This window comes from Cognatiyoonia sediminum (assembly GCF_900129845.1).
Classification (GTDB): Bacteria; Pseudomonadota; Alphaproteobacteria; order Rhodobacterales; family Rhodobacteraceae; genus Cognatiyoonia; species Cognatiyoonia sediminum.
The window spans coordinates 355,691-372,384 of record NZ_FQXB01000002.1 but is presented as its reverse complement, the minus strand read 5'-3'; the positions used below and the strand labels follow the sequence as shown (position 1 = coordinate 372,384).

The 16,694-nt window shown below is 55.7% G+C and carries 17 protein-coding genes; 13 read left to right on the top strand and 4 right to left on the bottom strand.

Annotated features, from left to right (window positions below):
- Both BUA85_RS10165 and chlG read right to left on the bottom strand, forming a co-directional pair.
- Entirely contained in the window at positions 1 to 1,281 is a 1,281-nt protein-coding gene (locus BUA85_RS10165; protein WP_072900811.1) for a BCD family MFS transporter, read from the bottom strand.
- A 1-nt stretch (position 1,282) separates the two neighbouring features.
- A complete protein-coding gene (gene chlG, locus BUA85_RS10160) occupies positions 1,283 to 2,191 on the bottom strand; it encodes a chlorophyll synthase ChlG (RefSeq protein WP_072900810.1) in 909 nt (302 codons plus the stop codon).
- A gap of 174 nt (positions 2,192 to 2,365) precedes the next feature.
- Here chlG and BUA85_RS10155 point away from each other — a divergent pair, with 174 nt between their 5' ends.
- The 5 genes from BUA85_RS10155 to BUA85_RS10135 all read left to right on the top strand — a co-directional run bounded on the left by BUA85_RS10155 (position 2,366) and on the right by BUA85_RS10135 (position 6,844).
- A complete protein-coding gene (locus BUA85_RS10155; protein ID WP_072900809.1) occupies positions 2,366 to 3,151 on the top strand; it encodes a ThuA domain-containing protein in 786 nt (261 codons plus the stop codon).
- Positions 3,148 to 4,206, top strand: coding sequence for a Gfo/Idh/MocA family protein (locus BUA85_RS10150; RefSeq protein ID WP_242649042.1), 1,059 nt, complete (start codon positions 3,148 to 3,150; stop codon positions 4,204 to 4,206). The genes BUA85_RS10155 and BUA85_RS10150 overlap by 4 nt, the downstream gene beginning before the upstream one ends.
- Positions 4,207 to 4,309: 103 nt before the next feature.
- Positions 4,310 to 5,677 (top strand): tetratricopeptide repeat protein, encoded by a 1,368-nt coding sequence (locus BUA85_RS10145; RefSeq protein ID WP_072900808.1) that lies wholly within the window; start codon positions 4,310 to 4,312, stop codon positions 5,675 to 5,677.
- Positions 5,670 to 6,065: a DUF6165 family protein gene (locus BUA85_RS10140; protein ID WP_072900807.1), complete on the top strand. Its 396-nt coding sequence runs from the start codon at positions 5,670 to 5,672 to the stop codon at positions 6,063 to 6,065. Before BUA85_RS10145 ends, BUA85_RS10140 begins: the two co-directional genes overlap by 8 nt.
- Positions 6,062 to 6,844, top strand: a complete 783-nt coding sequence (locus tag BUA85_RS10135; protein ID WP_072900806.1) for an FkbM family methyltransferase — start codon at positions 6,062 to 6,064, stop codon at positions 6,842 to 6,844. The genes BUA85_RS10140 and BUA85_RS10135 overlap by 4 nt, the downstream gene beginning before the upstream one ends.
- On the opposite strand, the gene ubiB is transcribed toward BUA85_RS10135, so the two are convergent.
- Both ubiB and ubiE read right to left on the bottom strand, forming a co-directional pair.
- Entirely contained in the window at positions 6,841 to 8,373 is a 1,533-nt protein-coding gene (gene ubiB, locus BUA85_RS10130; RefSeq protein ID WP_072900805.1) for a 2-polyprenylphenol 6-hydroxylase, read from the bottom strand. The genes BUA85_RS10135 and ubiB overlap by 4 nt on opposite strands.
- Before the next feature lie 3 nt (positions 8,374 to 8,376).
- Positions 8,377 to 9,129 (bottom strand): bifunctional demethylmenaquinone methyltransferase/2-methoxy-6-polyprenyl-1,4-benzoquinol methylase UbiE, encoded by a 753-nt coding sequence (gene ubiE / locus BUA85_RS10125; RefSeq protein ID WP_072900804.1) that lies wholly within the window; start codon positions 9,127 to 9,129, stop codon positions 8,377 to 8,379.
- Positions 9,130 to 9,246: 117 nt separating this feature from the next.
- On the opposite strand from ubiE, the gene mutM reads away from it, so the two are divergent.
- From mutM to BUA85_RS10085, 8 genes are all read left to right on the top strand, one after another.
- Positions 9,247 to 10,098 (top strand): bifunctional DNA-formamidopyrimidine glycosylase/DNA-(apurinic or apyrimidinic site) lyase, encoded by an 852-nt coding sequence (gene mutM, locus BUA85_RS10120; RefSeq protein ID WP_072900803.1) that lies wholly within the window; start codon positions 9,247 to 9,249, stop codon positions 10,096 to 10,098.
- Positions 10,099 to 10,160: 62 nt separating this feature from the next.
- Positions 10,161 to 10,937, top strand: a complete 777-nt coding sequence (locus BUA85_RS10115; protein WP_072900802.1) for an enoyl-CoA hydratase — start codon at positions 10,161 to 10,163, stop codon at positions 10,935 to 10,937.
- 149 nt (positions 10,938 to 11,086) lie between these two features.
- Positions 11,087 to 11,350 carry a 30S ribosomal protein S20 gene (gene rpsT / locus BUA85_RS10110; RefSeq protein ID WP_072900801.1) on the top strand — a complete coding sequence of 88 codons (264 nt, stop codon included), beginning with the start codon at positions 11,087 to 11,089 and terminating at the stop codon, positions 11,348 to 11,350.
- Between the two features lie 572 nt (positions 11,351 to 11,922).
- Positions 11,923 to 13,260 carry a chromosomal replication initiator protein DnaA gene (dnaA, locus tag BUA85_RS10105; RefSeq protein ID WP_072900800.1) on the top strand — a complete coding sequence of 446 codons (1,338 nt, stop codon included), beginning with the start codon at positions 11,923 to 11,925 and terminating at the stop codon, positions 13,258 to 13,260.
- Between the two features lie 129 nt (positions 13,261 to 13,389).
- Positions 13,390 to 14,508 (top strand): DNA polymerase III subunit beta, encoded by a 1,119-nt coding sequence (dnaN, locus tag BUA85_RS10100; protein WP_072900799.1) that lies wholly within the window; start codon positions 13,390 to 13,392, stop codon positions 14,506 to 14,508.
- A gap of 125 nt (positions 14,509 to 14,633) precedes the next feature.
- Positions 14,634 to 15,749 (top strand): DNA replication/repair protein RecF, encoded by a 1,116-nt coding sequence (gene recF, locus BUA85_RS10095; RefSeq protein ID WP_072900798.1) that lies wholly within the window; start codon positions 14,634 to 14,636, stop codon positions 15,747 to 15,749.
- Entirely contained in the window at positions 15,746 to 16,177 is a 432-nt protein-coding gene (locus BUA85_RS10090) for a VOC family protein (RefSeq protein WP_072900797.1), read from the top strand. The genes recF and BUA85_RS10090 overlap by 4 nt, the downstream gene beginning before the upstream one ends.
- A complete protein-coding gene (locus BUA85_RS10085) occupies positions 16,167 to 16,694 on the top strand; it encodes a GNAT family N-acetyltransferase (RefSeq protein WP_072900796.1) in 528 nt (175 codons plus the stop codon). Before BUA85_RS10090 ends, BUA85_RS10085 begins: the two co-directional genes overlap by 11 nt.

Below are 16,694 nucleotides of genomic sequence, written 5' to 3'. Positions count from 1 at the left end.
TTATTCTCCCGGAACCATGACGGGGGCCTGTGCAGGCCGCTCCATGATTTTGGCTGCCATCCATGTGGCAGCGATGAACAATAAGGCTTCAAAGATGAACACTGACCCGAAGGCCTGCGCGTCAGACAGCGGTATCCGCAACAGATCGACCATCGCCGCACCTATCAGTCCGCCGAAGCCTGCCGCAATCGCTTGCGCCGCGCCCCAGAGGCCCATGCGCGTGCCCTCTCGCTGTTCGCGACCTTCGCCTGCCAAGGCCATCATTGACCCGATGGCGGCGACAGCGAACATGCCGTTGAAAAAGCCAAGGGCGACGGTGGCTGGCATCAGCGGCGCGCCCGGTCCCATCGGCCCGATCAGAGCGATCACGCCAAGTGCCGCGGCGGAACCGAGACATCCGGCAATCACCCAATTGCGCAGAGCGCCGATCTTGAACCCAGTCGCCATGATGCCGACAGTCAGCATCCCAATGAACACGCCACCGTTCTGTGCGCCGGACAGCGATGTCGATTCACCCGGCGTGAAATTGAAGACCAAGCCGGCATAGGGCTCTAGGATCAATTCTTGCATGAAATAGGCGGTCATCGAGAGGAACACGAATAGCGTGAAGTTGCGTGCTTTGCGTTCCTGCCAAACTTCCTTCAGCCCTTCCATAAATGGTGTCAGGTCTGGCTCTCTGACGGCGATCAACTTCTCTTCGATCCGCCAAACGGCGACGATGGTGAGAACGATCGCACTTAATACGACCGCACCAACGATCCGCAACAACAGTGCGGGCGTGTAGGGATCAAGCAAGCTGCCAACGATTCCGGCGGTCATCGCGATCCCAAAGATCATCATCAACCACGTTATGGTTGCCGCCGCCGCACGGCGGTGTGGGACTGTGGTGGTCGCGAGCAGGGCCAGTAGCGACGTGCCAGAGGCACCAACGCCCAGACCGATCAAAGCATAGGCGATGATCGAAACCACCATGCCGAGTGCAAAGCTATTGGCCAGAACGAGAATCCCGCAGGCGGCCATAAAGGCCCCAACGGCAAGTGCGACCATTCCGCCAATGATCCAGCGCGTCCGCTTCCCGCCGGTGTCAGAGGCAAAGCCCCACTGCGGGCGCGTCATTTGAATGCCGTAGTGCAAAGCAACCAGCAATCCCGGCAAAACCGCCGGCATTGCCAGCTCGACCACCATAAGCCGGTTCAGTGTCGATGTTGTTAGGACAACAATCGCTCCGAGTGCCATTTGCACCAAGCCGAGACGAAAAATTTGGAACCAAGAGAGGGTCATGTCAGCCTCCTATCCCGCGCAGGGCGAAAGCGGCGATCATCATGCCGCTGATATAAAGAACGACGCCGGTGCCGTTGTACCAAGGTGCTTTGGCTTTCGGGTCACGTAGCATCACGCGCATCGCGGCCAGTTGCGCCAAAAGAACGACTCCGACCCCTGCGGCATGAAACGGCTTATCCCAGAGGGTCAGCAGCGTGATCACGATCAGCTGCGGCACGGCCATGATCCAACAGGCCAATTTTGCTGCGCGTTCCGGCCCCAAAGCGACAGGGAGCGAGGCGACGCCCATCTGACGATCGCCTTCCAACGCCTTGAAGTCATTCAGCGTCATAATGCCATGCGCCCCAAGGCCATAGAGCAAGGCTATTGCCAAAATTTCGGTCGATGGCGCTCCGGTCGACAAAACTGCCGCCCCCGTGATCCACGGCAAGGTTTCATAGCTGATCCCGACCAGACCCGGCCCCCACCATCCGGATCTTTTCAGGCGCACCGGTTCCGCGGAATAGGCCCAGGCCGCAGCCACTGCAGCGACGGTCGCCACGAACCCCCATGTGCCGAGTTGCCAGCCGACGACTAAGGACAGCACGGACATTGCTAAAGCGATCCAAAGCCCCCATCGGCCTGGAATACGGCCCGAAGGGATTGGACGATGCGGTTCGTTGATTGCATCAACGTGCCGGTCGCACCAATCATTGGCCGCTTGACTCATCCCACAAACGATTGGTCCTGCAAGGATTATCCCTAACGCAACCATCCAAATACCCTCGATCAGAGAAGCACCGGACGACACAGCGCCACAGAGGAACGCCCACATCGGCGGGAACCAAGTAATCGGTTTGATCAGCGTCAACGCCGCCCTTGGTTCGGGCCAACGTCGCTCAATCGGTGGGATGTCTGAGGCTATCGACATTTTGTAAGTTTAAATTGACATATGTAGAGTCGGCAAGTGTAAACATTGATTTACAAAACGTCATTTATCCAAAGCGCTTTGGAAAAACTTTGCGAAAGGTGTATTTAGGGTTTGCTTTGGAAAGTTTGGAACGCCAACGTCCCGAGCGAATCAACTTTGAATAGGTTTGAACCAATGGCAATCAGAACCATTGTTTGGGGCGAAAACGTCCATGAACAGACGAACAAAATCGTCTCTGATCTTTATCCAAACGGCATGCACGGCTGCATCGCCGATGCTTTGAATGCGGACGACCGCTTTTCTGCGACAACAGCGACGTTGCAAGAGGACGAGCATGGCCTGCCAGACACGCGTTTGGCAGAAACCGACGTGCTTTTGTGGTGGGGCCATGCCGCACACGGGGATGTGTCGGATGAGGTTGTTGAACGCGTCGCCGATCACGTGAATGCAGGCATGGGTCTGATCCTTTTGCACTCGGCCCACTTCGCTAAGATATTTAAACGCTTGATGGGCACGCCCTGCAACTTGACTTGGCGCGAAGCGGGCGAACGGGAACGACTTTGGGTCACGTCGCGCAACCACCCCATCGCGGCTGGCCTGCCGGATCATTTCGAGCTGGAAAATGAAGAGATGTATGGCGAGCCCTTTGGCGTGCCTGAGCCGCTGGAAACGGTGTTCATCAGCTGGTTCCAAGGTGGAGAGGTTTTCCGTTCTGGCCTGACCTATAAGCGTGGCGCGGGGAACGTGTTCTACTTCCGCCCCGGCCACGAAACCTATCCGACATACTACGACCAAAACGTCCAAACCGTTCTGCGCAATGCCGTTGCTTGGGCCTACAACCCAGCACCGCGCGTGGTTGGCGTGAACGATGCGCCGAATGTTCCTGTTGAACAGGCTTTAGAGCCGATCGAAGAACGCGGGCCACGTTTGCACAAAGACGGCGAGGAGGGATACCGTTGACCATTCGCCTTCTCATCTTGGGTACTGGCGGCATGGCAAACGCCCATGTCGAAGCCTATGCGCAAATGCCGGATGTCACCGTTGTTGCGGGTGTCGATACGGACCCGAAGCGCCTTGAAGAGTTCATGGCAAAGCACAGCATTCCAAACGGCTTTGCCAGCTTGCAAGAGGCTTTGGATTGGGGCGAATTTGATGCCGTTTCAAACGTGACACCGGACGCCGTGCACCATCCAACAACACTTCCTTTGCTTGCCGCCGGGAAGCACGTGTTGTGCGAAAAGCCTTTGGCGGCGAATGAAACCGACGCCAAGGAAATGGCCGCCGCCGCGAAAGAGGCGGGCGTGATTAATATGGTCAACCTGACCTATCGCAACGTCCCTGCCGTGATGCACGCCGCGACCATGGTTGCGAATGGCGACATTGGCGAAGTTCGACATTTTGAGGCGTCCTACCTTCAAAGCTGGCTGACTCAACCGCTTTGGGGCGATTGGCGCAGCGAAAGCCAATGGCTGTGGCGTCTGTCTCAGAAACATGGGTCGCTTGGTGTGCTTGGCGACGTTGGAGTTCATATTCTCGACTTCGCCACAATGGTCGCGGGCGCTAACCCGACCGATGTGTCTTGCCGCCTGACGACTTTCCACAAGGCTGAGGGGGATCAGATCGGGGAATACCCGCTGGATGCCAATGACAGCTTCAACATGCACCTCGCCCTGACCAACGGTGCTGCTGGTGTCGTCCATGCCTCTCGCTTTGCGTCAGGTCACATCAATGACCTGCGGCTTAGAATTTTCGGAACGAAGGGTGGCCTAGACGTGCGGTTTGAGGGGGAGACGAGCAAGCTTTATGCCTGTCTGGAACCCGACCTGCAATCGGCAAATTGGCAAGAGGTCGATACGCCCGAAGTCAAAACCAACTACCGCCGGTTCATCGAAGCGATCCGGTCGGGCGTCCCAGGCTTGCCGGATTTCGACCGTGGCGCTGTTCTTCAAACTGCTTTGGACGCTGCTGTGGCGTCTGATGAAGATGGTGGCAAAAACACCCCAGTCGCGATCTAAGGCGAACGCCTTCGCCAAGGTTTGCCATTAATGCTCTGACAATCTGACGCTTTGCGTTTTAATTCGTTAAACGCTGAGATTGAGAAGCAGGGTAGGGCAAACCTTGGCACAAAATACGGAAAATAAGTCGCTCAAACGACGCGCCATCGAAGCGCATCGTGCAGGCGATTTGCAACGTGCCCAGAAATTCTATGCCGCACATCTCGCGACACACCATACCGATGCAGGCGCATTGTCCAATCTTGGCGTGCTGAACCGTTCGCTGGGTCGTCACCATGTTGCGCTCGAACTCCAGCGAAAAGCCTATCACATCGACCCCGACGACAAAGGCGTTCGAACCAACCTTGCGAACATCTTGTCCGACCTTGGCGATTATGATGGATCGATTTCTCTAAGAACTGCGCTGCTTGCGAAAGACCCAGACCATCTAAACCAGCTTGCGATGATTGGTCGATGCCATCGCGGCAAAGGGGCTTATGACGCCGCAATCGCTCACCTGAAAGACGCCCTAAAGAAATATCCCGACGATCCTGAACTCAATATGCAGCTTGCCTTTGCTTGCTTGGGAGCAGGCGATCACGTTTCCGGATTTGAGGCCTATCGGGCGCGCTGGACTGCGGGTGAACTGACCCCTCGCAATTTGGAAATACCGGAATGGTCCGGCCAGCCTTTGGACGGTAAGACTGTTGTTGTTTTGCCAGAACAAGGGTTCGGTGACGCGGTGTTTTACATGCGGTTCCTCCTGATCCTAAAAGACCTCGGCGCGACGGTGCGCGTTTGCGCTGAGGCGCCGGTTCTTCCTCTCTTCGCGGAGCTTGAAGACGCTGACGAAGTGGTTCTTTTCGTGCCTGAAAACATCGTCGGCGATTATTGGGTGAACCTGATCGATCTGGCCCTCTATCATTTCCGATCTTCCGACGATTGGCCCGATCCAACGCGGCTCACGGTGCCGGATACGTCGCGTCAGCGTGCGCGTGAAAGGGTCGCTCCGTTTGACGAAATGTTCAGAATTGGTGTCGTATGGTCCGGCTCGGAGACCTACAAAGGAAACGCTTTCCGATCCTTTCAACCGATGGAATTCACCACGCTCGCCGCACTGCCGAATGTTCAACTTTTTTCCCTCTATAAGGGCAAAGGCATGCGTGCTTTTGAAGACGCAGGGCTTTCTGGCCTGATCGTCGATGCAGCCAGCGATGATCGGCATTTCGGGGATTGCGCAGCAACCATGATGCAAATGGACCTTGTGATCACATCTGACACAGCCACCGCGCATATCGCAGGCTCGCTCGGCGTACCGACGTGGGTCCTGCTGCATTGGGATCCGTTTTGGGTGTGGAGACATTCATGCGATGCAACCGATTGGTATCCGTCAGTCCGGCTGTTCAGACAAGATCAACCGCAAGATTGGGCAGGAGTATTTGCGAAAGTCCGCACTGCTTTGACCACAGAATTGGCCGCGCGACATGGATGAAATCTTGATCCCCATCTCACCCGGAGAGTTGATCGATAAGCTGACCATCCTTCGGATCAAATCTGAAAAGTTGACGGACCCAAGCAAACTGGAAAACGTCCGGTTTGAACAGCGCAGGCTGCAATTGATTGCTGACGACGTTTTGCCAACAGATGAAACGCTATCCACGCTCTGGGCTGAACTTTATGAAGTGAATGTGGATTTATGGACGATCGAAGAAGACATCAGAAAGTTCGAAGATCAAAAAGACTTCGGCGCTGCGTTCATCGCCTTGGCGCGGGCGGTTTACGTGACAAACGATCGACGGGCTGAGTTGAAAAAGCAGATCAACACGCTGCTTGGATCGACTCTGGTTGAAGAAAAATCCTACACATCTTGTCTACCATGACACCGCAAGATCGTATCAAATCGGCGCGTGAGGAACTGCTCAAAGCCCAAAAGGAGCTGAATGAAGCGCTCGGATCAACGAAAACCCGTGCCCGCGCGCAGATTGTTCAGTCACTGCATGAGATCGGGGGTATGCTCTCCCCCGCTCGCCCATTCGCCAGCCAAGCCGGTCAGGATCGCGTTGTTGATCACATCTTCAAAGGCAAGATTGGCGGCACGTTTATCGATGTCGGCGGTTATGACGGCGTGACCGGATCGAACTCACTGTTCTTTGAAAAATGGCGCGGGTGGAAGGGTGTTCTAGTTGAACCCGTTGAGCTGCATCGCACCAAGGCCAAAGCGGCGCGGCAATGCCCGTGTTTGCCCTACGCTGTGTCGGCCGACGCGGGGGAGGCGGAGTTTCTGACGGTCGAGTCTGGCTTTACACAAATGAGCGGGTTGGTCAGTTCTTACGATACCAAACTGTTGTCTCGCGTGCGCTCTGATCAGCGCCACAAGGAAAGCATCTCAAAGGTGGAGACAAAGCCTTTGGCGGCGATCCTGAAGGAAGTTGGCATCGAGCATCCCGATTTCATTTCTCTCGACATCGAAGGCGGAGAGATGGATGTTCTCATGAGTTTTCCATTTGAGGATCATGAGGTCAAAACCTGGTCGATAGAAAACAACAATGGATCTTCCGAGCTTGGGAAGCTGATGCTGTCTAAGGGCTACCGCTTGATCGAATTTTGTGGGCCGGATGAGGTATACGCCCACCAAAGCCTTTTGCCGGTTTCGGCTTAGACCAATTGCTGAATTCCCAGAACGGCGGCTGCTGAGACCACCGCACCTAAGGCAAACCACGCTGCACGCGCTTTACGTCGCTGCGGCTTTGGCGGTGGCGGTGGATTGTTCGCGCGGATCAAAGCGGCCTCTGCCATGGCTGGCAATTGCGGGCCAAACCGCGACAGGATCATCACGGTTTTCCCAAGGTCTTTAAGCAACGCTTTGGGGCCAATGCTTTCAGTGATGTAGCGTTCGACCGTCGGGCGTGACACCTGCCAAATGTTCATATGCGGGTCGAGCGACCGCGCGACACCTTCAACAACGACCATTGTGCGCTGCAACAAGATCAACTCGGTCCGCGTTTCCATGCCGAACCGTTCGGTCACCTCGAACAGATACGACAACAAACGCGCCATCGAAATCCGGCTCGCGTCCATGCCAAAGATGGGCTCTCCCACGGCACGAAGCGCGCGAGCAAATTCATCGACGTCTTGGTTTGATGGCACATAACCGGCTTCAAAATGCACCTCTGCCACGCGCTGATAATCTTTGCGGATAAATCCAAACAGGATTTCGGCGTAGACTCTGCGTGTGTATTCATCGATCCGCCCCATGATCCCGAAGTCATAGGCGATGATGTCGCCGTTCTGGGCCACCTTCAGATTGCCCTGATGCATATCCCCGTGGAAATACCCATCGCGCAAAGCGTGGTTAAGGAACATTTGCAAAACCCGCGCGGCGAGGGCGCGGCGATCATGACCCGCCGCATCCAACGCATCATTATCCCCGATGCCGATACCTTCGGCCCAATCGAGCGTCATCACGCGACGGCCGGAGAGGTGCCAGCGCACATTCGGCACGTCAAAGCCTTCGTCTTTTTCGGTATTGGACGCAAATTCAGAGGCCGCAGAGCTTTCCAACCTCAGATCAAGTTCCCCCATCACGACGCCTTCGAAATGCTCGATCACATCCATCGGACGCAGGCGGCGCGAGGCGGGGGACAGCAATTCAATCGCACGGGCGGCGAAGTAGAAGGCGTCGATATCCTTGCGGAATGCCTTTTCGATCCCTGGGCGCAAAATCTTGACGGCCACTGCGTCACCACTTTCAACCAGATGCGCCTTATGCACTTGGGCGAGCGAGGCAGCCGCAACGGGTTCTGAGAAGGACGAGAAAAGCTCTTGAACCGATTGTCCAAGCTCGCGCTTCACTTCGCGCTCTGCTTCTTTCATTGAGAACGGTGGCAGTTTGTCCTGCAAGACACGCAGCTGTACCGCGAGTTCATCGCCGACGACATCAGGACGAGTCGACAGCACCTGACCAAACTTGATGTAGGCTGGTCCAAGCGCGGTCAACGCCCGTGTCGCCGGCGGCATGGTGACATCGCCTTTGTAGCCGAGCCATTGGAATGGCCAAACAATCGTGCGGAAGGTGACACGCAGCAGTGGCCCCGCATCAAAGGCATCCAATACGACGTTCATCGCGCCCGTGCGTTCGAGCGTTGCGCCCGTTCGGATCAGGCGAATAATGTTGTGCGGTCCGCGCATCGCTTAGATTTTCCATCCCGAATGCAATGCGGCAATCCCCATAGAGAGGTTGCGATACTTCGCATTCTCAAAACCAGCGGTCTTCACCATGCCAAGGAAGGTTTCCTGATCAGGGAACTTGCGGATAGATTCAACAAGGTACTGATAGCTGTCCGCATCATTGGCGATCAGCTTGCCCATACGCGGGATCACATTGAACGAATAAAGGTCATAGGCCTTTTGCATCATGTCGTTCGGCAATTGGCTGAACTCCAAAACCATCAAACGCCCGCCGGGTTTCAACACACGGTAGGCTTCATTCAACGCTTCTTGCGGGCGGGTCACATTCCGAATGCCAAAGCTGATCGTGTAGACGTCAAAGGTGTTGTCCTCAAACGGCAGCGCCATCGCGTCGCCAACCACCCAATCAAGGCTGTCGGCCATGCTTGCGGCTTCTGCTCGCTGGCGTCCCTCAACCAACATGGGTTCGGTCAGGTCCAGAACGATGGCATGGCCAGACCCGGCGCGTTTCAGAAAGCGGAAGGAAATATCACCCGTCCCGCCGGCCACATCCAACAGCTTTTGTCCCGGACGTGGTGCGAGCCAATCCATCATCGCGTCTTTCCAGATGCGGTGGATGCCGACGGACATCACGTCGTTCATAATGTCGTACTTATTCGCGACAGACGAAAAGACACCCTGCACCCGACCGGCCTTTTCGCCCTCTGGCACGGTTTCAAATCCGAAATGGGTGGTTGATTGGGTTTTGTCAGCCATGGCAGCACGTCGCTTTTCGTTTCAGGCTTGAGTTATACCTTCTGAACCCAAAGGACAAATTGTCATTCCGCCACAGTCTGTTTGCTTTTCTCCGAAATGTCATATCTTTAGGCGACCATGCCAGAACTACCCGAAGTCGAAACTGTCCGAACTGGCCTCGCCCCCGCGATGGAGGGGCAGGTGATCGTGCAGGCTGACGTCAATCGCCCTGACCTGCGGTGGCCGTTTCCTGAACAGATGAGCGAACGGTTGACCGGTGCGGAGATTCTGCGCCTCAGACGTCGATCCAAATATATCCTCGCGGACCTGAGCACCGATGAAACCCTGCTGATCCACCTCGGTATGTCGGGCCGCATGACTGTTTCGGGTCACGCGTTGGGCGATTTCTACCACGACCATCCCGCGCCGCAGAAACACGATCACGTGGTGTTCCACATGAGCAACGACGCCCGCATCACGTTTAACGACGCTCGCCGGTTCGGCGCGATGGATTTGATGCCCACTGCGGGGCAAGACGATCACTGGCTGCTGAAAGATATTGGCCCCGAACCCTTGGGCAATGATTTCAACGAAGCGCATTTGATCGCAAAACTGAAAGGCAAGAACACTCCAATCAAAACCGCGCTTTTGGATCAGCGAATTGTTGCAGGTCTCGGCAACATTTATGTGTGCGAGGTCTTGTTCCGCGCTGGTATCCATCCCGCGCGCAAAGCCGGAAGAATTAGTGCCAATCGAGTCGCGTCGATGGTCCCGATCATTCGTGATGTATTGTCGGAGGCGATAGAATCCGGTGGATCATCTTTGCGCGACTACCGACAGGCCGATGGCGAATTGGGGTATTTTCAACACGGTTTCAAAACCTACGACCGTGATGGTGAAACCTGCGTAACCCCCGACTGTGGCAAGAAAATTAAACGAATCGTCCAATCTGGCCGGTCCTCTTTTTTCTGTCCGCAATGCCAAAGATAGCTTGATTGCCGCGTTCGAATAACGGCACAAACAGCCCAGCCAAACCAAATAGAGGAACCGGAATGGCCTATGAGACTATCATCGTCGCAATCGAAGATCATGTCGCGACCATTACCCTGAATCGCCCCGATGCGTTGAATGCGCTTAGCCAAAAACTCTTGAAAGAATTGGCCCAAGCAATGGAAGAGGCAGACGCCTCTGATAAGGTTCGGTGCATCGTGCTCACTGGTTCCGAAAAAGCATTTGCGGCTGGGGCCGACATCACAGAGATGGCGGATCAGTCTTTTGTCGACATCTACACCAGCGCGTTCTTCGAACCCGAAACCACGCGGTTCAATCGGACCCGCAAACCGATCATCGCAGCCGTATCCGGCTACGCGCTGGGCGGTGGTTGCGAATTGGCGATGATGTGCGATTTCATCATTGCCTCTGACACTGCAAAGTTCGGCCAGCCAGAGATCAACCTTGGCGTTATCGCAGGCATCGGCGGCACCCAGCGTTTGACCCGCTTTGTAGGCAAGTCAAAAGCAATGGACATGAACCTGACAGGCCGCATGATGGACGCGGAAGAAGCGGAACGCAGCGGCCTTGTCAGCCGTGTCGTGCCCGCAAACAAGCTTTTGCAAGAGGCGAAAGACGCCGCTTCGAAGATTGCTGAGAAATCCTTGCTTGCCTCTATGGCTGCCAAAGATGCCGTGAATCGCTCCTACGAAACAACGCTCGCCGAAGGCCTGAACTACGAACGTCGCATGTTCCAAGCGCTCTTTGCGACGGAAGATCAGAAAGAAGGCATGGCGGCCTTCAGAGAAAAGCGCGAAGCGAATTTCCGGGATCGCTAAGAAAACTCTTTCCATTATGGCTTGAACGGGCTAAAGCCGCGCACAACATGCGCGTGATGCCCGCTTTGGCAGATTCGGCCGGTACAGAACCCGGTGGGCCATTAGGCGCATATATTTGTATTTGATGGACCAGACCGAAAGACACGACCATGGCAAACACAGCACAGTCTAAGAAGCGCGCCCGCCAGAATGCGGCCCGCTATGCAGTCAACAAACAGCGCCGTTCGCGCATCCGCACACATCTGCGCGCAGTCGAAGAAGCGATCGCATCCGGTGATCAGGCGGCAGCAGCAGCAGCTTTGAAAGCAGCACAGCCAGAGATCATGCGTGGCGTGACCAAAGGTATCCTGCACAAAAACACAGCAGCGCGTAAAATGTCGCGCCTGTCTGCGCGTGTGAAAGCCATCGCGTAAACAGTCTTTTTCCAGCAACACATGGCTGGAAATACCTCGATAAAAGGCGCGTCCTAAACGACGCGCCTTTTTGCATTTGCAGCACGACGCTCAAGTTTTTGAGTGGTTTCAAAGGGGTCAGAGATTCTTTTTCGACAAAGTATGAGTCAAGCGCGTTGTTGTGTTGAATGCGTCGCAAACACGTTGCTACGTTAGGCATGCGATTCACATCGTTCCGGGGGGGACATGGAGGAATTCGGCAGATTGTTGTGGCATTGATCCATCCGAGATTTTGCTACAAAGGGCTAATCTGACGAACTTCATGCGAAGACTTTGACAGGGCTAGGTCTTGATCAATGAATTCGTGTCCACGGCGCTGGTCAGGGAACTGGCGCCAATGTCCTAGAGACTGTCGAGATGTCGCCGAACACCTTAGCCGGGTGAAAGGGCGTCTGGGCCAAAGGTTCGTGTTGCAAGACCTGACGTCGAAAGACTTTTCGGCGAACGCGATTGTGCTGGACCTCTCCTGCGATTGATCGCCATGGCCCGGGGGGCTGTGTGGCAGGGATTGAGCGAAGGGACACGAGGGAACAATGACAACTCAAGTATGGGGCGAGGTTTTGCAATCACTCAAAGCTGGGATGAGTGCAAATAGCTATAAGAACTGGATCGCGCCCCTCGAGTTGAAAAGCCTCTCAGATAAAGTAGCGACATTTGAAGTGCCCACGGGATTCATCGGCAATTACGTTCAACAGAATTTCGGTGATCAGATTATTTATCAACTGAACCGTCACGAACAGGACGTTCAGCGCCTTAGTTTCTCCGTACCAGAGAAGACATCTGCCAAGCCTGCCGCGAAAGCACCTCGCAAAGCCCAAAAAGCAGACGACACCGCCGGCGGCCCAATCGACCCACGCTTTACCTTCGATAGTTTTGTTGTTGGTAAGCCGAACGAGCTGGCCAATGCAGCGGCGCGTCGTGTGGCCGAAGGAGGCCCGGTCACATTCAACCCGCTTTTCCTCTACGGCGGCGTCGGTCTAGGCAAGACACACCTGATGCACGCCATTGCTAACGAATTGCGCGAGCGTCAGCCTGAATTGAACGTGCTTTACCTTTCTGCTGAGCAATTCATGTATCGCTTCATCACCGCATTGCGTGAACGCAAGATGATGGACTTCAAGCAGCTGTTCCGCTCCGTCGACGTACTCATGGTCGATGACGTGCAGTTCATCGCGGGCAAAGACAGCACGCAGGAAGAGTTCTTCCACACGTTCAACGCGCTCGTAGATGCCAACAAACAGATCATCATTTCTGCCGACCGTGCACCAGGTGAGATTAAAGACCTCGAAGATCGCATCCGCTCCCGCCTACAGTGTGGTTTGGTTGTTGACCTCCATCCAACAGACTACGAATTGCGCTTGGGCGTTTTGCAGGCGAAAGTTGCCATCCAACAGGCGCAATATCCCGATCTGGTCATCGCCGATGGCGTTTTGGAGTTCCTCGCCCATCGGATCACAACGAACGTGCGCGTCCTTGAAGGGGCTTTGACCCGTCTGTTCGCCTTCGCCAGCCTTGTCGGTCGCGAAATCACACTGGAACTGACGCAGGACTGTCTGTCCGACGTGCTTAAAGCCTCTGACCGGAAAGTCACGGTTGAGGAAATTCAGCGCAAAGTCAGTGAACATTTCAACATTCGCTTGTCCGACATGATCGGGCCAAAGCGTCTTCGCACCTTTGCGCGCCCGCGTCAGATGGCGATGTATCTGGCCAAACAGATGACCAGCCGGTCGCTGCCTGAAATTGGCCGTCGGTTCGGCGGGCGTGACCACACAACCGTCATGCATGGCGTGAAGCGGATCGAAGAACTGATGGTCACCGACAGCCAGATCGCCGATGATGTGGAACTCTTGCGCCGCGCATTGGAAGAATAAGGTCTTGGGCGCTTGACGCCCATCGCACCTTGACAGACAGTTCATTTAAATTCTGCTTGAGCCGGACGTGAAAACAGGTAGTTTTTGCGTCCCTAAAGGCGTCAGCCACAGACATCGGAGCGTGGGATTATGAAGTTAAGTATTGAACGTGCAAGTCTGCTGAAGGCAGTCGCCCAAGCCCAATCCGTTGTGGAGCGTAGGAACACCATTCCAATCTTGGCCAACGTGTTGATCGAAGCCGAGGGCGACACGGTGCAATTCCGAGCGACTGACCTTGATATAGAGGTGGTTGATCGCGCGCCTGCCCAAGTTGAACGCGCAGGGGCAACGACTGTGTCGGCCGTGACTCTGAACGAGATTGTGCGCAAGCTGCCTGATGGGGCCTTAGTCACTTTGACTGAAGATGGTGCGTCAGGACGTTTGACGATTGAAGCGGGGAGGTCCAATTTCTCGCTCGCCACGCTACCGAAGGAAGATTTCCCGGTGATGGCGTCGTCCGAATATGCCGCGAATTTCTCCGCTCCAGCTCCCATGTTGCGCCGCCTGTTCGACAAATCGAAATTTGCGATTTCGACGGAAGAGACGCGTTACTATTTGAACGGTGTCTACATGCACATCGCTGACGCAGATGGCGGCAAAGTGTTGCGCTGTGTCGCGACGGACGGCCACCGACTGGCTCGTATTGATGCGGATTTGCCTGATGGGGCCGCCGATATGGCCGGTGTGATCGTGCCGCGCAAAACTGTTGGTGAGTTGCGCAAGCTTCTCGACGATGATGAGACGCAAATCGCCGTCTCGGTCAGCGAAACCAAAGTGCGTTTCGCAACGCCGGATATCACGCTCACATCGAAAGTGATCGATGGAACCTTCCCCGACTACACCCGCGTGATCCCGCAAGGAAACACCCGCAAGTTGGAAGTAGATGCCTCCGAATTTGCCAAAGCTGTTGATCGCGTCGCGACAGTGTCTTCCGAACGCTCGCGCGCTGTGAAGCTGGCCTTGGAAGAAGACAAACTGGTTCTGTCCGTGAATGCTCCGGACAGTGGCGCTGCGGAGGAAGAATTGGCCGTGGCCTATGGCGACGAGCGTTTGGACATCGGGTTTAACGCGAAGTACCTGCTGGAAATCGCCAGTCAGGTGGATCGCGAAAACGCCGTGTTCCTGTTCAATTCCTCAGGCGATCCGACCTTGATGCGCGAAGGCAATGACACCAGCGCGGTCTATGTCGTGATGCCGATGCGGGTCTAAGCGCCCTTTGCGAGGTGGGGAGCCACCGGCGTGAGGGTGAGTGGCGTCTCGGAAACGATACGGTGTATCGTTTCAGCCGCGAACGGGCGGAGCCCAGGATTTGAGTTCGCGACTGGGGAACCGCTATGAAACAACTCGCGCTGACCTCTTTGATGTTGTCGCATTTCCGGTCGCACAAGCTGGTGGAGCTTGAGTGCGATGGACGTCCTATTGCGATTTACGGGGCCAATGGCGCGGGTAAGACAAATCTGATTGAGGCTGTATCGTTGTTGTCACCCGGGCGCGGGTTGCGGCGCGCGGGGCCGGATGATCTGACGCGCAGGCCGGAAGCCTTGGGGTGGAAGGTGAAGGGTGTTCTGCAATCGCTTCACCAGACTCATGAGCTGGAAACAGGGGCTGAAGCGGGGCAGTCTCGACAGGTGCGGATTGACGATAAGGCCGCAGCCCAGATTGCTTTGGGTCGTGTCGGGCGCATGGTTTGGCTCGTGCCCTCCATGGACCGGCTTTGGATCGAAGGCGCGGATGGACGCAGGCGGTTCTTGGACCGCGCGACGCTCAGCTTTCTGCCACATCACGCAGAGGCAGTGTTAAAATATGAAAAAGCGATGCGGGAGCGGAACCGTTTGCTGAAAGACATGGTGCGCGATGCCCATTGGTATGTGGCACTTGAGGCGCAAATGGCAGAGGCGGGCGCGGAGATTACGCGAAACCGCCAACACGCAATCTCTGAACTGATAGCGGGGCAGGCGGATGCCGAAACCGCGTTTCCTCAGGCGGGTTTGAGCCTTGGCAATGCCAACCCCTTTGAGGGGCAGGATGATTCGGAGGCCCTAAAGGCCGCACTGGCTGATGGGCGGTCCAGCGATCTGGGTGCCGGTCGGACACTTGTCGGGCCGCATCGAGCGGATTTGGAGGCGGTGTTCACGGATAAAGGCGTGCCTGCGAAGGATTGTTCAACCGGCGAACAGAAGGCGCTTTTGATCAGCGTCATCCTTGCCAACGCCCGCGCGGTGGGGCGCGATTTTGGCGCGCCGCCGATCATTCTATTGGATGAGGTGGCGGCGCATCTCGATGCAGGGCGTCGTGCGGCGCTTTACGATGAGATATGCGCCTTGGGGGCGCAAGCGTGGATGACCGGCACAGGGCCGGAGCTGTTTGCAGAACTCGGCGATCGCGCGCAGTATATAGAGGTGAGCGAAGTGGACGGAGCCTCGGTCGCCGAACAAAGGAGCAGCCTATGACACCACAACGAGTGACTTTGATTACCCTAGGTGTCGCCGATCTTGAGCGGTCAAAAGCCTTTTATGCAGCCCTTGGATGGGAACCGAAAGAGGATTTGGAGGAAGCTGCTTTCTATCAGATCAATGGTATGGCTTTGGGGTTGTTTGGCTTGAAAGATTTAGCAAAGGATCAAGGCCGCCCTGGCACACAGCTTGGGATCGGGGGATCGACGCTTGGTCAGAACTTTCCAACAGAAGCAGAGGTGGATGCGGCCTTTGACAAGGCGCTAGCAGCGGGCGCCACCGAGTTAAAACGCCCCGAAAAAGTGTTCTGGGGTGGGTATTCCGGCTACTATGCAGACCCTGACGGCCATGTCTGGGAGGTCGCGATGAACCCGTTTTGGCCGCCAAATGAGGATGGGAGTTTGACTTTACCCGATGCAGGTTGAACGCATTCACGAACTTGATCTCACCTCGGAAGACGAGGCTCAGATCGCCGACCTGATGGCGCGGTGTTTTGAGACGGATTTTGGCGGCAGATCGTTTTTCCAACAACGTCACCACCTTCGGCTTGCCTTGCGAGATGAAGGAAAGATTGTCGCCCATATGGCCTTGGATTTCCGCGTCATTCGCTTAGGCGAAGACCTTTGTGATGCTGTCGGCCTTGCCGAAGTCGCAACCGACCCAACCTATCGAGGCAAGGGTTTGGCCACAGTGCTGATGAATGCCGCAGTCGAAGAAGCCAAAGCGAGCCTGGCTGATTTCTTCGTCCTATTCGGCGATCGGCCAATCTATGCAGGGCATGGTTTCCGAACCGTCCCGAACCATGCCATCTATACCACGATGGAAGGTGCACGTTCAGGCAAGGTCGTCCAAAGGCCGACGGGTGCGCTTATGGTGCTTCCCTTGCGCGGCAAACCATGGAATGACAGCGTGGTTGTCGATCTGATGGGACATAAATTCTGA